General features: G+C 63.9%; 13 protein-coding genes. 1 reads left to right on the forward strand and 12 read right to left on the reverse strand.

Going from position 1 to position 13,388, the window contains the following annotated elements; translation table 11 throughout:
* Positions 1 to 24: 24 nt before the first annotated feature.
* From BUA69_RS11310 to BUA69_RS11345, 8 genes are all read right to left on the reverse strand, one after another.
* Positions 25 to 1,221 (reverse strand): aminotransferase class V-fold PLP-dependent enzyme, encoded by a 1,197-nt coding sequence (locus BUA69_RS11310; protein ID WP_046136563.1) that lies wholly within the window; start codon positions 1,219 to 1,221, stop codon positions 25 to 27.
* A gap of 50 nt (positions 1,222 to 1,271) precedes the next feature.
* Positions 1,272 to 1,763, reverse strand: a complete 492-nt coding sequence (locus tag BUA69_RS11315; protein ID WP_046136564.1) for a RidA family protein — start codon at positions 1,761 to 1,763, stop codon at positions 1,272 to 1,274.
* Positions 1,764 to 1,782: 19 nt separating this feature from the next.
* Entirely contained in the window at positions 1,783 to 2,742 is a 960-nt protein-coding gene (locus tag BUA69_RS11320; protein ID WP_201777477.1) for an ABC transporter ATP-binding protein, read from the reverse strand.
* An 8-nt stretch (positions 2,743 to 2,750) separates the two neighbouring features.
* Positions 2,751 to 3,770 carry an ABC transporter ATP-binding protein gene (locus BUA69_RS11325; RefSeq protein ID WP_046136644.1) on the reverse strand — a complete coding sequence of 340 codons (1,020 nt, stop codon included), beginning with the start codon at positions 3,768 to 3,770 and terminating at the stop codon, positions 2,751 to 2,753.
* Entirely contained in the window at positions 3,767 to 4,987 is a 1,221-nt protein-coding gene (locus BUA69_RS11330; protein WP_046136566.1) for an amidohydrolase/deacetylase family metallohydrolase, read from the reverse strand. The genes BUA69_RS11325 and BUA69_RS11330 overlap by 4 nt, the downstream gene beginning before the upstream one ends.
* Positions 4,987 to 5,850 carry an ABC transporter permease gene (locus BUA69_RS11335; RefSeq protein ID WP_046136567.1) on the reverse strand — a complete coding sequence of 288 codons (864 nt, stop codon included), beginning with the start codon at positions 5,848 to 5,850 and terminating at the stop codon, positions 4,987 to 4,989. The genes BUA69_RS11330 and BUA69_RS11335 overlap by 1 nt, the downstream gene beginning before the upstream one ends.
* A complete protein-coding gene (locus tag BUA69_RS11340) occupies positions 5,850 to 6,791 on the reverse strand; it encodes an ABC transporter permease (RefSeq protein ID WP_046136568.1) in 942 nt (313 codons plus the stop codon). The genes BUA69_RS11335 and BUA69_RS11340 overlap by 1 nt, the downstream gene beginning before the upstream one ends.
* Positions 6,792 to 6,936: 145 nt before the next feature.
* Positions 6,937 to 8,469, reverse strand: coding sequence for an ABC transporter substrate-binding protein (locus tag BUA69_RS11345; RefSeq protein ID WP_046136569.1), 1,533 nt, complete (start codon positions 8,467 to 8,469; stop codon positions 6,937 to 6,939).
* A gap of 364 nt (positions 8,470 to 8,833) precedes the next feature.
* Here BUA69_RS11345 and BUA69_RS11350 point away from each other — a divergent pair, with 364 nt between their 5' ends.
* Complete coding sequence (locus tag BUA69_RS11350) at positions 8,834 to 9,511, forward strand: hypothetical protein (RefSeq protein ID WP_046136645.1); 678 nt, start codon at positions 8,834 to 8,836, stop codon at positions 9,509 to 9,511.
* 8 nt (positions 9,512 to 9,519) lie between these two features.
* Here the strand turns inward: BUA69_RS11350 and BUA69_RS11355 are convergent, their stop codons facing one another.
* The 4 genes from BUA69_RS11355 to BUA69_RS11370 all read right to left on the reverse strand — a co-directional run bounded on the left by BUA69_RS11355 (position 9,520) and on the right by BUA69_RS11370 (position 13,185).
* Positions 9,520 to 11,121, reverse strand: coding sequence for a copper resistance CopC/CopD family protein (locus BUA69_RS11355; protein ID WP_072866542.1), 1,602 nt, complete (start codon positions 11,119 to 11,121; stop codon positions 9,520 to 9,522).
* Between the two features lie 55 nt (positions 11,122 to 11,176).
* Complete coding sequence (locus tag BUA69_RS11360; protein WP_082093943.1) at positions 11,177 to 11,701, reverse strand: YcnI family copper-binding membrane protein; 525 nt, start codon at positions 11,699 to 11,701, stop codon at positions 11,177 to 11,179.
* A 52-nt stretch (positions 11,702 to 11,753) separates the two neighbouring features.
* Positions 11,754 to 12,095 (reverse strand): hypothetical protein, encoded by a 342-nt coding sequence (locus tag BUA69_RS11365; protein ID WP_046136570.1) that lies wholly within the window; start codon positions 12,093 to 12,095, stop codon positions 11,754 to 11,756.
* Positions 12,096 to 12,255: 160 nt separating this feature from the next.
* Complete coding sequence (locus BUA69_RS11370; RefSeq protein WP_342021231.1) at positions 12,256 to 13,185, reverse strand: Tim44 domain-containing protein; 930 nt, start codon at positions 13,183 to 13,185, stop codon at positions 12,256 to 12,258.
* Positions 13,186 to 13,388 lie beyond the last annotated feature (203 nt).

Raw genomic sequence — 13,388 nt, forward strand, 5'->3', positions numbered from 1 at the left:
ATGCGGTCATGTCCATCTACGCCCTCAGTCGGGCCAGTTCAATATTGCCGCTTCCTGCGCCAGCCACCGCTCGGGGAGCGGAGTGAAGATCACCTCGTTGGAGCGCTGGGCGCGGTCGAGTTCCTCGATCAGGCGCTCGGCGACGATGGTTTCCTGATCGGGGTGCAGATTGCACGGATCGAGGAAGAAATAGCCATGCTCGGCCTCGTGATCGCGCACGATGACCGGACGATCACCGCGGGCCATGGCCGCAGCAAAGTCCCAGGCCGTGATACGGGCGGTCTCGGGATCGAGGGCGACCTTGAGCCGGTCGAGCGGATTGTCGGTGGGATCGGGCACGATGGCGGCGGTGACGCCGGGGCGGCCATCGAGCGCCTCGACCCACAGATCGAGTGCGCGGCGTTCACGGGCGCGAATGCCGGCGTGATCGCGTACCTTCCAGGCTTCGAGCGCGGCGATGACGCCGGCAATGCCTTCCTTGCCCACCTTCATGCCGCGGCCGATGCCGCGGTTCTGCAGGTAAATATTGCGGATGAAATCCTTGTCGCCGGCGCAGAGGCCAGAGGTCGGGCCGCCCAGGAACTTGTGGCCGGAATAGAGCACCACATCGGCGCCATCGGCGAGGAACCGGCGCAGGTCATATTCCGAAGCGGCATCGACGATCACCTTGACGCCGCGCGCATGGCAGACTTCGGCAAAGGTCTTGAGCGGGATCTGGCCGTAGTCGACGACGTGGTGGGAAACCACGAACACCGCCGCGACAGTGCGCTCGGTGATGGCCCCGGCCAACTGATAGGCATGGGCGCTGGTGGCCTGGCCGACAGGCACGACCTTGCCGCCGGCCAGGCGGATGGCCTGCTCGACGGGCGCGCCATAGCTGATCATGTGGCCGGCCTGGATCAACACTTCATCTTTGAGGCTGCCCGTATCGGGCAGCTGCTCGATCGCCCAGAGATTATTGCCGGTGATTGCCGCCGCGACGGCCAGGCTAATGCCCGCCGAGCATGAGGCAGTGACAAAGCCGGCTTCGGCACCGGTCAGTTCGGCAATGGCGGTGCTGGCGCGGCGATGCAGGTCGCCCATCTCGACGAACTGGGTCAGCACGCGGGTAATGGCATCGACGGCTTCGGGCACCACGATGGATGCGCCCAGCCCGGTCATGGTACCGGAGACGTTGATAACGGGGCGAAGGCCCAACTGGGCGCGAATATCCTGGGTCATTGTCTTACTCTTCATTGGCGCAGCAGCGATGCATCTGGTTGGCGACGAGCCTAGTCGAAGGCCACGACCGCCTCGATCTCCACGGTGATCTGGTTGGGCAAGGAGCCGAACCCTACCGCCGAGCGCGCATGCACGCCGCGCTCGCCGAACACTTCATTCATCAGATCCGAGCAGCCATTGATAACAGCCGGATGGTCAGCAAATTCGGGCGTGGCATTGACCATGCCCAGCAGCTTGACGACGCGGCGCACGCGGCCGAGATCGCCCAGGGCCGCCTGCATCACTGCGATCAGATTGATCCCGGTCAGCCGAGCATGCTCATAGGCTGCATTGACCGAAACGTCGTCGCCCACCTTGCCGGTATGCAGGGTGCCATTGGCCTCGGTCGGGCCCTGCCCCGAGAGGAACAGCAGCTTGCCTTCGGCGACATGGGTGACAAAATTGGCGATGGGCGACGGGGCAGCGGGCAGGACAATGCCCAGGGCCGCCAGCCGGTCGTACGGCGTCGCATCCGGCCGCTTGGCAAGCTCGGAAATGCTCATAGGTAGAACTCCACTAGAACTAAAGCTCGCCGTGACGAATGCAGGCGACATGATGGTTGCCGCCGATATGGTCGACCGGCGGGATGGTCTGGGCGCAGGCATCGATCGCCACCGGGCAGCGGGTGCGGAAGACGCAGCCCGAGGGTGGATTGATCGGCGAGGGAATATCGCCCTGCAGCGGCACATGGGTGCGCTTGCGCGTTGGATCGGGCACCGGGGCGGTCGCCAGCAGGGCCTTGGTATAGGGATGGCGCGGCTGGGCATAGACCTGACGCGAGGGACCCCGCTCCATCACCCTTCCGAGATACATCACCACCACCTCATCGCAGAGATATTCCACGACGCTGAGATCGTGGGCGATGAACAGCATGGTCAGGCCGAGCTTTTGCTGCAGATCCCCCAAGAGGTTGAGCACCTGCGCCTGCACCGAGACGTCGAGCGCCGAGACCGGCTCGTCGGCGACGATGAAATCGGGCTCGACCGCAAGCGCCCGGGCAATGCCGATGCGCTGACGCTGGCCACCCGAAAACTCGTGCGGAAAGCGCCGGCTATATTCGGGCGGCAGGCCGACCAGGGTCAGCAGTTCGGCGATCCGCTCGCGCCGCTTGGCGCCACGCGGATAACCACGCGCATCGAGGGCCTCCCCGATGATGGCGTCGATGCGCATGCGCGGATTGAGGCTCGAATAGGGATCCTGGAAGACGATCTGCAGGCGCTTGCGCCAGTCTTTCATCTCGCGCGGATTGAGCGCGAAAATGTCCGTGCCGTCAAAGATCGCCTGACCACCGCTGGGCTCGACCAGCCGCAGGATCGAGCGGCCGGCCGTGGTCTTGCCAGAGCCGCTTTCGCCGACAAGGCCGACAGTGGTGCCGCGCCGGATATCGAAGCTGACATCCTCGACGGCGTGGACGGTGCGGCCATTGCGGCCAACGAAGTGCTTGGTCAGCCCGCGCACGCTGAGGAGCGGGGTTTCGTCCATCGGCTGGGTCATAGCTCATGGCTCCTGATGCAGCGCGAAAAGGTTTCGGGACCAGCCGGGATCAGCGGCGGCAGTCCGGTGCGGCAGGCGTCTACGGCCATCGAGCAGCGCGGCTCGAAGGCGCAGCCGGGTGGCAGATTGGTGATCGGAGGCACCGAGCCGGGAATGGAATAGAGCGCGCGGCGCGCGCCGTCCGTGCCGAGGTCACGGGTGGCGTCGGGCGTGCAGGCCAGCAGGCCCTTGGTATAGGGATGGGTCTGGTGCGCAAACAACGCATTGACCGGCGCCTGTTCGACAACGCGGCCGCCATACATCACCACGACATCATGGGCGACTTCGGCCACGACACCGAGATTGTGGGTGATGAACAGGATCGACATGCCGAACTGGGCCTGCAGGCGCTGCAGGAGATCGAGAATCTGCGCCTGGATGGTGACGTCGAGCGCCGTGGTCGGCTCGTCGGCGATCAGCAAAGACGGATTGCAGCTCAGCGCCATGGCGATCATGACGCGCTGGCGCATCCCACCCGACATCTGGTGGGGATACTCGTCGAGCCGCCGCGCCGCATCGGGGATCTCGACATGCTTGAGCATTTCGAGCGCCTTGGCGCGGGCGCCCTGGCGGCCGACATCGCTGTGCAGCGCGATCATCTCGCCGATCTGGTCCCCCACCGTATAGAGCGGGTTGAGCGAGGTCATCGGCTCCTGAAAGATCATCGCGATCTCGCGGCCGCGGATGGCACGGAATTGCTTGGGCGCGAACTGGGCCAGGTCATGCACCTGTTCGGCGCGGTCGCGGAACAGCACTTCGCCACCGGCAATGCGGCCCGGCTTGGCGAGCAACCCCATGATCGAGAGGCTGGTGACCGACTTGCCGGACCCCGATTCCCCGACCACGGCCAGCGTCTTGCCGCGCTTGAGATCGAAGGTCACGCCATCCACCGCCTTGGCGGTGGCGCGCTTGCTGACGAACCAGGTCTTGAGGTCGCGAACCGAGAGGATAGTATCGGCGGGGAGCGTTGCTGTCATGATTTCCACCCGCAGCTTGGGCATTTGTGGCCGGGCTCTCCGGCAGCAATCGGCTGATGGCGATGCGCAGTGACAGCCTCAGCGCCCAGAATGGCGTAACGCGGCTCGAAGGTCTGGTGCAGCGTGCTTCTGGCGCCCTGGCTATCGGTGACGACGAGGTCGCCCTGCTCGAGATCAAAGATCGTGAACTCGGCCGGCTTGCCCTTGGCGAGGAGATTGTCGGCCGGCTTGTTGATGGCGCGCTTGGGCGCGGTCGAGGAGGCGATGATGACGTCTTCCATGCCCATGCCGAGCGAGAGCAGCTTGCTCATCGTCGTGGCCATATCCCACACCGAGGTATCGAGCGAACGATTGTGCAGATCGGTGGAAATGGTGTTCGGCAGGAGGCCACGTTCCAGCGCTGCCTTGCCGACATCGAAGGAGAACGAGGCGCCGCCATGGCCGACATCAAGGATGATGCCGCGCTTGGCCGCGTCTTCGGCGAGCTTGTAGAGATCCTCGTCCTCGATGATCGAGCCGCCCTGCTTGCCATTGAAGCAATGGGTGACGATGTCGCCTTCGGTCAGCAGGCCCAGCACGTCATCGTAGAGCGGCGGGGGCTCGCCGACATGGACCATCACCGGCAGGTCGAGCACGCGGCTGAGCTTTTTGGCCAGCTTGAGCGGCACCAAATCCCAGCCACCCGAGATGACCGCGCTGGCCCGGACCTTGAGACCGACGATGATATCGCGGTTTTCCTTGATCACGGCAATGGTGCGGTCGATGTCGATTGAGCGCATGTCCTGCAACTCGGTCACCCGATTGCAGGCGACGAGGCCAATGGAGCCCAGATTGAGGAAAGCGTAGATATTCTCGCGCGCCGGCTCGATGATGAACTCGCGCAGGCCGTGGAAATTGGCCTCGCCGGCCGAGCCAGCGTCGACAATGGTGGTGACGCCACGCGGGGCGCCGCCCTGCTCCGGACGGATCGAGATATCGGTGCCGCCATACCAGACATGAGCATGCAGATCGGTCCAGCCGGGCGAGATGAACGCGCCCTTGGCCTCGACCAGTTTGGCAGTGTCGGCGGCGATATCGGCGGCGACATCGAGGATGGCGCCGTCGGCGGAGACCAGCACATCGAGCACCGGCGGCAGGCCAGGCTGGGCGAAGCCGACCGGCCGGGCACCCTTGATCAGCAGGTTCCGGGCTTGCGGTTTGAAACGGTTATCGAACATCAGACATCCTTGGCGAGGCGCGGATCGAGGAAATCGCGCAGGCCGTCGCCCACAAGTTGCAGAGACAGAACGGTGATAATGATGGCCCCGCCGGGGAACCACATGATCCAGGGCGCCTGGTCGAGATATTGCCGGCCGACCGAAATCATGGTGCCCCAGGTGGGGATATCGGGCGAAATGCCGACGCCGAGGAAGGAGAGGCCGGCTTCGGCCAGGATGGCATTGGCGAAGATGAAGGTGGCCTGCACCAGCAGCGGCGAGGTCAAATTGCGCAGCACGTGCCGCACCAGGATGACTGGCGTCGGCACGCCCAATGCCCGGGCGGCCTCGACATAAGGCAGCTCGCGGATCACCAGTGTCGAAGCCCGCACCACGCGGGCCAGCCGTGGCGCATAGACCACGCCCAGCGCGATCACCACATTGGTGGCCGAAGCGCCGAGTGCCGCCACCAGCGCAATGGCCAGGAGGATATCGGGGAAGGCCATCATCGCATCGATCAGGCGCGACACCGGCGCATCGAGCCGGCGGAAGAAACCGGCCATCAACCCCAGGAACACGCCGATGATCGAGGCGAAGATCACGACCGCAAAGCCGACAGTGATCGAGGTCCGGCCCGAATAGAGCACGCGGGTAAAGACGTCGCGGCCGAGGTCATCGGTGCCGAACAGGTGCTGCCAGCTCGGTGGCTGCAGGCGATTGCGCACCGCCAGCTGGGCCGGATCATAGGGCGAGATCACCGGCGCCAGCAGCGCCAGCACGATCATGGCGATGATGATCAGCAGCCCCGCCATGGCGGTGGGCCGGCTGGCCATCTTCATCAGCAGATTGGGTTCGCGGAACCCGCTTTGAGCAATGGCGGCCATCAGTAACGCACCCGGGGATCGACGATGAGGTAGAGCATGTCGATAATGAAATTGACGAGGACGTAGAGCCCGGCGACCACCAGCAGCGCCCCTTGGATCAGGGGATAATCGCGGCGCAACACCGCCGAGACGATGAGGCTGCCGACGCCGGGCAGACCGAACACGGTCTCGGTGACGATAGCGCCCGAAATCAGCAGGGCGGCGGTGAGGCCGATCACCGTCAGGATGGGGATCAGCGCGTTCTTGAGCGCATGCTTGACCACGACGCGCCATTCGCTCATGCCCTTGGAGCGGGCAGTGCGGACATAATCGTCATTGAGCACGTCGAGCATGGAGGCACGGGTGAAGCGGGTGATCAGCGCCGAGCTGATCAGGCCCAGCGTCACCGCCGGCAGCACCAGATGGTGCATGCGCTCGCCAAAGCTGGCACCGGGCCCGCCATAACCGGATGTATCGAACCAGCCCAGCTTGACCGCAAAGAACTGCATGAAGATCAGCCCGAGCCAGAAGCTGGGGATGGACGCGGCGAACATGGCCAGGGTGGTCGCGGCCTGGTCAAACAGCGAGCCGCGCCAATAGGCCGAGAGCACGCCCACCGGCAGCGCAATCACCGAGGCAATCAGCAGCGAAAACACGGTCAGGAAGAAGGTCGGCTCGGCGCGCTGCCACAGCGCATCGGTCACCGGCATGTTGAGAAAGATCGACTGGCCGAAATCGCCGCGCAGAACGCCGCCGATATAGCTGATGAACTGCTGCGGGATCGAGGCATTGAGCCCCAGCCGCTCGCGCAGGTTTTCGATGTCGGCGGCGGTCGCATCGGGTCCGAGCATCACGGCGGCCGGGTCACCCGGCGTTACGCGCACGATCACGAAGACGATGGTCACCACCAGCGTCATCACGATCAGCATGCCGAAGATGCGATTGAGTGCTGAACGAAGCATATGTCTGGCAGACCTCTGTTCGGAGCAAAGCTAAGGAAATTCAAGGGGACGCTGCCCGGCAAGGGCCGGCAGCAGCAATCAGGCAAGGGCAAATTGGCCGCATTCCCATCGCGGCCGAAGCCGCGATGGGAGATTGGTGGCAGGCTTACTCGGACAAGTAAGCGTTCCAGAAGTAAGGCCACGGTGCCGGGGTCACGCCATCAAGGGCGGGGTTCTGGGCAGCGAGAGCATTGAAGTTACCGACCTTGAATGCCGGGACTTCCTCGTAGATGACCTTCTGGACGTCCACGAACAGCTCGACGCGCTTGGCCGGATCGCTTTCGGCATTGAACGCTTCGACGGCGGCATGCTTGGCATCGGTTGCCCACCAGCCTGGCGAGGTATCGGACATGATGCCCATCAGCGACGGCTCCGGCAGGAACGGGCTGTGGGTGATGTAGATATCCCAGAGTGCCGGATCGGCGCGGTTGGTGGTGAGCGTCGCCCATTCCACCACGTCCATCTGCACCTTGAAGCCAGCGGCTTCGAGATAAGCCTGCGCCACCAGAGCCATCTTGTAGTGGAACTCATACTGGCGGCTGGTGAGGATGCGCAGCGGCGAACCATCATAACCGGCCTCGGCCAGCAGCGCCTTGGCAGCTTCGGTGTCACCCAGGGGCTTGTAAGCCTCGGTGCCGGTTTCGGAATGCCAGTTAAAGCTGTCCGGGTACCATGCTGCATCGATCTTGAAGAAATCTTCCGAACCGAAGGCGGCCAGCATCATGTCTTCGGGGGCCAATGCCGCCTGGATTGCCTTGCGGACCAGGATATTGGAGTTGAGGCCTTCCTTGGTGTTCATGACAAAGACCGGCCAGCCGAATGGCGCCAGAACAACAGGTTCGGTCGCGCCGTCGGTGATCTGCTGGAACGACTCGACCGGCAGCTGATCGACATAATCGTACTGGCCGGCCATGGCCGCACCGATACGGGTATTGGGATCGGGAACCGGCACGAAGCGGATTTCGTCGAGATACTGGTTGCGGGCGCCGCCGTAACCATCGATTTCGCCACCGAGCGACTGGTAGCCATCGAAACGCACCAGCTGGATGTACTGATCCGGCACGCGTTCCTGCAGCTTGTAAGGGCCAGTGCCGATGAAGCTAGTCAGGGGGTCCTGGGCAGCATTGGCAGCCGGGATGATGATCGCAGCAGCGTTGTTGAGCGACAGCAGCGCCAGCAGCGGCGCATAGGGCTTGGACAGCGTGATGGTGACGGTCGCGTCATCGGTGGCGGTGATGCCGGTGATGACTTCGCCGGCCTGCTTGCCGCGGGTGGCGATCTTGGTCCAGCGCTCGAGCGAGGCAACGACGTCGGCAGCGGTCATGACGCTGTCGTCATGGAACTTGATGCCGGTGCGCAGCGGGATGGTGACGGTCATGCCGTCATCCGAAATGGTCGGCAGCGCCGCCGCCAGCAGCGGGGTCGCGCCCCACTTGGCGTCGAACGTGTAGAGCGTTTCGAACATGTGCTGGGTGACGATACCGACGAGATCGGCGGTCGATGCCATCGGGTCGAGGGTCGGCGGTTCGCCGATGGTGGCAACATCGATGATGCCACCCTTGGTCTGGGCGTAGGCAAGTCCGTTGACTGACATCAATGCAACGGCCGTGGTGGCAACTGCCAGCGCAATGCGCTTCATCCTAAGTCCTCCTGGCTTATTCCTTAACAGCGGAATATATGCTCTTGTTACGGATGGAGCTTACACCGACATAGCTTGGCGTCAAGCGACTCGACTCGAGCGATCCTCTTGGCCAGCAGCAATAGGGGCAGGCCAAGACGCCGAGATCAGCCGCGTTTACGCGTGTGTCGGGCGGCGATAAGTCGATGGCGGAAATGTATAAAGTGCAGGACTTGCCGGTCTCTGCCCAAGTATTCGGCAGGTCGGCGGCGCACTGGAGCGGCCAGCCCCAAGCGCATTAGCCTTTAGTCTATATCGCGCGGCATGATTGACAGCACGCGGCAGAATCCTGCCGATTGCGCCTGGCCATATGCTGGAGGCTGAGATGGATTTCATGCGCCTGCTCAAGTCCGTAGAAGAACTGCTCTACGAACTTGTCACCTGGATCCTGTTCTACCCGCTGACTTTCTGGCGCAGCGTCCGGCATCCGCTCAAGACCATGGCCTATGCCGAAAAGGAACTGGACGATGTCCAGCAGGAGCAATATTCGGACGCGCTGAGTCCGCCGATCTTCCTGTTGATCACGCTGTTCGTGGCGCATCTGTTCGAGCTGCAGATTGCCTCCAGCAGCCTCGCTTCCCTGCCGGCATTCTTCGCCGATGAGCGCAATCTCTTGCTGTTCCGGGCCATGACCTTCAGCATTTTCCCACTGCTGTTCGCGCTGACGCGGCTGCGGCTGGGCGGTGTCCGGCTGACCCGCAAGACCCTCAAGCCGGCTTTTTACAGCCAATGCTACGTCGCTGGCCCCTTCGTGCTGGCTTTCGATCTTGCCGTCATGCTGGCCAATCTGGGCTCGGAATTCTGGCCGATCTTTGCCGCTGCGCTGTTTGTGCTGGCCCTCACCTGGTACGCCGCCATTCAGACCCGCTGGCTGATGACCGCCAATGGCTTCCCCGTCTGGCGCGCTGCGCTGATGGCGCTGGGCACCATCATCGTCGCCTACCTGCTGGTCCTGTCCGTCGCGGCCATAACCGGGATTGTCGCTCTCCGCTCGCAGATCTGAGGCCGCCGCTAGGGCACTTCCAGCACTTCGCGCAGCGTCACCAGCTGAAACCGGCTGGCCCGAATATCGAGCTGCAATTCCCAAAGCCCGGGAACCGGAATGACCAAGTCCTCGACGCGCCATGCAGCATCCAGTGCCACGGCCTCGCGCTTGAATGGCTCAATGCCCAGGGTTGGCGCCGACAGGGTCACCGATACGGCTATTGGCGAGATCGGCATGCCCTCAAGGTCGGTGAGATCGATATCCATCGCCACCGGACCGGCCTGACCGGGGGTGACAAACACCATGGCCATGGTCTGCTCATCCATCAGATGCACCAGCAGCGGCTCGCTGGCCACGGCAAGCGGAGCCTCCGCCAGAGCGCGCGGCGGCGGCGTAAAGCGCCAGCCGGCGACAAGGCCGAGAATGACCAGCACGAGGCCGATTTCGAGCAGGATCGAGCGGCGCAAATGCCTGCTCGCTATTGCCTCCCCCGCCAGAGCCGGTGCTGTCAGCGCCTGACGGTTCCAAAGCGCCAGGGCGAAGAGCACAACCAGCAGCACCAGCTTTGCCGCCAAGATCGCACTATATGGCGTCAGCCATTGGGACCCCGGCCATCCCATCTGGATCAGTGCCAGGACCAGACCCGACACCACCAGCGGCGCTATGGCGAAGGGCACAAAGCGCGAGAATCGGGCGAGTGCCTGATCGGCGTGCCCCGCTGCCCCCCGCAGGAGCAGCAGCAGCGGCAGCAAGGCGCCAATCCAGAACAAGAGCGCCCCGATATGCAGGAACACCGCCGGGCGGGTCAGCCATTCCGGTGCCGCCGCACTGGCATGGCCACTGAGCGCCAGCGACAATGCGCCAAGCCCACCCGCCAGCAGGGCCAGCACCTGCTGCCCCCGCCCTGCCCGCAGGCACAGCGCAACCGCCGCCAAAACAAACGACACCATGAGCACCAGCGCGGTATTGCCATAGCTGGTCGATAGCCCCGCCGCCCAAACCCGGCCATCAAAAACCGAGCCCAGCGGCAGCCCCAGGCCATCCAGCCCCTGCAACCCCAGCGTTGCCGATGCGACCATCACACCAAAGAGGCAGAGGACCAGTGAGGTTCGTCGGCTCGCCACCGGCAGCGTCGCCACCGCAGAAAAAATCGCGCCACCAACGCCAAAAAACAGCGCCACGAAAACCAGCACCTTGCCCGCCCACAGGACCACGCCAACCGCGTCATCGCTGGCGACGGGCACAGGTGCAATGCCCGAGACGCTGCCGATGGAAAACACCAGGGCGCCGGCAATCGGATGCCCATCGGTCGACACCACGCGCCAGCTCAAGACCCGAGTGCCATCAACCAGACCTGCCGGCAGCGCGACACTGACGGTTGCCCCCGCGCTTGCCACATCGAGCAGATCCAGGCTGGAGCCATCGCCACCTACGAGGCCAATGGCAAGCGGCGTAACCGGCTCATTGAAGTGCAGTTGCACTGCCAGCGGCGCTTCGGCGAGCACGGTATTTTCGGTGGGATCGGTCGCCAGCAATTGGGCATGCGCCCACGCCAATTGTACCGGCACAATGGCGAGCAATAGCGTCATGGCGGCGAGCGCAGCCAGGCGGACCAGGGCATTGGGCATAGCGCCCTCCTATCGCTGGGCGAAGAGGCGCGGCAACCAGCCGCGCCTCACGCGCCTAGTGGCTGGCGGCGCCGGCCGGGATCAACTCAACGCCGGGCGCAGGCATTTCGGCACCCGGTGCCCCCGTGACATCGATCCAGGCTTCCTCGCCATTGGCGCATTCCTGGATGGTGGGGAAGTAGAACTGGCCGGGTTCGAGCGTCGCTGCGAAAGTGCCGCGGAACACGAACTCGTCGTAATATTCATTGGGCAGTTCACCGCCCGACCAGACGATCTCGGTCACGCCCTCGCTCACCGTCGAGCCGTGATTGTCATAGCTGTTGGCATAGGGCGCGGTGACCGTTTCCAGCGTCCAGCCGGCCTTGGGCATCGGCTTGACGTTGTAGAAGCCCTCGGGGATCTGCACACGGACGACATTGGTCGCCTCGGTGCCGCAGCCATGCGGAACGCGGACAATGGCCTTGTAGGTGGAGCCAGGCTTGGCCTGCTGAGTCTCGAGCGTCACATGGGCAAAGGCCGGCACGGCAAGGGCAGTGAAAGTTGCGACGGCGACGGCCGCGCGCGCGAAAGTACGGATCATGATGATTTCCAGAAATATGAGGTCTGACAGGCAGCACGGCTGCCATCGGCAATCAGACCGCTGCTGGAGGCGCCCTGGCCTGCGCATCATGGCTGCGCGGCGCTAATGGCTTGCTGACAGGGGCGATGGCATAGTCGACCGCATCACTGACACGCTCGACGACCAGCACAATCGGATCGGGGGTGATCGCCGCGAACTGGCCCTTGGCCAGGCTGGCGATGGGGCATTTGACCGCCGTCGGCGTCTCGTCGCTCTGCGCCAGTGGCGTACAGATCGACCATTCTGTGGCAACAAAACCCAGTTCGCCGAGATCGCGTTGCAGGCCCGCGGCCTGGTGCAAAGGCACCAGCAAGGTCAGCGCATAGAGCAGCAACACCGCAAACGCGGCGCTCAAATCCCTCGCAATGCCTCGCGACCGAAACGGCATATTACCCCCAGGCCCTGAGCACTACCGCTCCGGCGGGCTCGGCTCAAGTTCGAGATTGCCGCAGCTGCAAAAGAAATCGCCCGAAGCGGCAAGGCCCCGGGCGACACGCGTCGAAATCAAACTGGGCTTACGCCTCCTGGATGGCCGAGAGCTTCCAGTCGCCACCACGGTCACGGACAAACGTCCACAATTCCGTCGATTCGCTCGGATTTTCTGCATCGCCATCGACAACCTCGCCGGTGACGCGGTCCCTGGTGCAATCCAGCACCGAATAGCGCATGGCGGCAGTCGCGTATTCAACGCCGCCCTCGCGCCAGCTCTCGGCCAGATCGCCCTGCAGCAGCTTGACGTCAGAGACGTCGTTGCGGACGCCCTTGGCAGAATTCTCAGCAAGTTCTTCAGCCAGATAGGAGACCATTTCGGCGGTGACCAAACGGCGCAGCGCGGCGTAGTCCTCGCGGCCGAAGGCCGATTGCACATCGGTCAGCATGCGCTCGAAAATTTCCAGATCGGCGCCGCCAATGTTCAATTCATTGGCGTCTTCCGGCCGCGCGGCGCCTGTCTCGGCACGCGCCTGACCACCACCCAGGCCGCCGGCCAGTCCAGCCAGACCGCCGAGCGGATTGCGCTGAGGCTCATGGGCTGAGCGGTTCATGCCGCCGCCTGCGCCCGCCATGGCCGGCTGCATCGCGGAGCGCGACTTGAGGAAGCGCATGACGAGGAAAACAGCGCCGCCGATCAGCGCCACCTGCACAAGCAGACCCAGCAGGCCCGCCATGCCGCCAAAACCGCCGCCAAACAACAGGCCAAGCAGTCCGCCCAGCATCACGCCGCGCAGCAACGAGCCGCCGAGACCGCCCATGAAGCCGGCCCGCGGCTGGCTCGCCGCCGTTCCGGCAGTCGCGGCGCCCGGCTGATTACTGGGCGCCATGGTCCGCTGCACCGGTGCGGTTGGCGCCGGAGCGGTATTGGTGGTCGGCGCCGACTGGAAGGTGCGGGTGCCCCGATTGCCAAAGCTGCCTCCCTTGCGCGCCTGGGCCTCATCGACCGAAACCATGGAAAACGCCACAGCGACGCAAGCGAAGAGACTAGCAAGCCGGAAACCCCGGGAAGCAAACATGAACAATGGCCTATGATCGAAGATGAACTAACCCGACCATATAGGGGAAATCGCCGGGGATTTTTAGGGGGGGCGATGACGATTATCAGCAAGGCTTCACGAGACCGGTGCGAACCGACCGCCCAGCCCCCCATATCGCC

This window comes from Devosia limi DSM 17137 (assembly GCF_900128975.1).
Taxonomy (GTDB): Bacteria; Pseudomonadota; Alphaproteobacteria; order Rhizobiales; family Devosiaceae; genus Devosia; species Devosia limi.

Bases quoted from the DNA above. Each gene is read 5' to 3' on its own strand.
- BUA69_RS11310 (WP_046136563.1), bottom strand. From the start codon at position 1,221: ATGACCCAGGATATTCGCGCCCAGTTGGGCCTTCGCCCCGTTATCAAC.
- BUA69_RS11315 (WP_046136564.1), bottom strand. From the start codon at position 1,763: ATGAGCATTTCCGAGCTTGCCAAGCGGCCGGATGCGACGCCGTACGAC.
- BUA69_RS11320 (WP_201777477.1), bottom strand. From the start codon at position 2,742: ATGGACGAAACCCCGCTCCTCAGCGTGCGCGGGCTGACCAAGCACTTC.
- BUA69_RS11325 (WP_046136644.1), bottom strand. From the start codon at position 3,770: ATGACAGCAACGCTCCCCGCCGATACTATCCTCTCGGTTCGCGACCTC.
- BUA69_RS11330 (WP_046136566.1), bottom strand. From the start codon at position 4,987: ATGTTCGATAACCGTTTCAAACCGCAAGCCCGGAACCTGCTGATCAAG.
- BUA69_RS11335 (WP_046136567.1), bottom strand. From the start codon at position 5,850: ATGGCCGCCATTGCTCAAAGCGGGTTCCGCGAACCCAATCTGCTGATG.
- BUA69_RS11340 (WP_046136568.1), bottom strand. From the start codon at position 6,791: ATGCTTCGTTCAGCACTCAATCGCATCTTCGGCATGCTGATCGTGATG.
- BUA69_RS11345 (WP_046136569.1), bottom strand. From the start codon at position 8,469: ATGAAGCGCATTGCGCTGGCAGTTGCCACCACGGCCGTTGCATTGATG.
- BUA69_RS11350 (WP_046136645.1), top strand. From the start codon at position 8,834: ATGGATTTCATGCGCCTGCTCAAGTCCGTAGAAGAACTGCTCTACGAA.
- BUA69_RS11355 (WP_072866542.1), bottom strand. From the start codon at position 11,121: ATGCCCAATGCCCTGGTCCGCCTGGCTGCGCTCGCCGCCATGACGCTA.
- BUA69_RS11360 (WP_082093943.1), bottom strand. From the start codon at position 11,701: ATGATCCGTACTTTCGCGCGCGCGGCCGTCGCCGTCGCAACTTTCACT.
- BUA69_RS11370 (WP_342021231.1), bottom strand. From the start codon at position 13,185: ATGGTTTCGGTCGATGAGGCCCAGGCGCGCAAGGGAGGCAGCTTTGGC.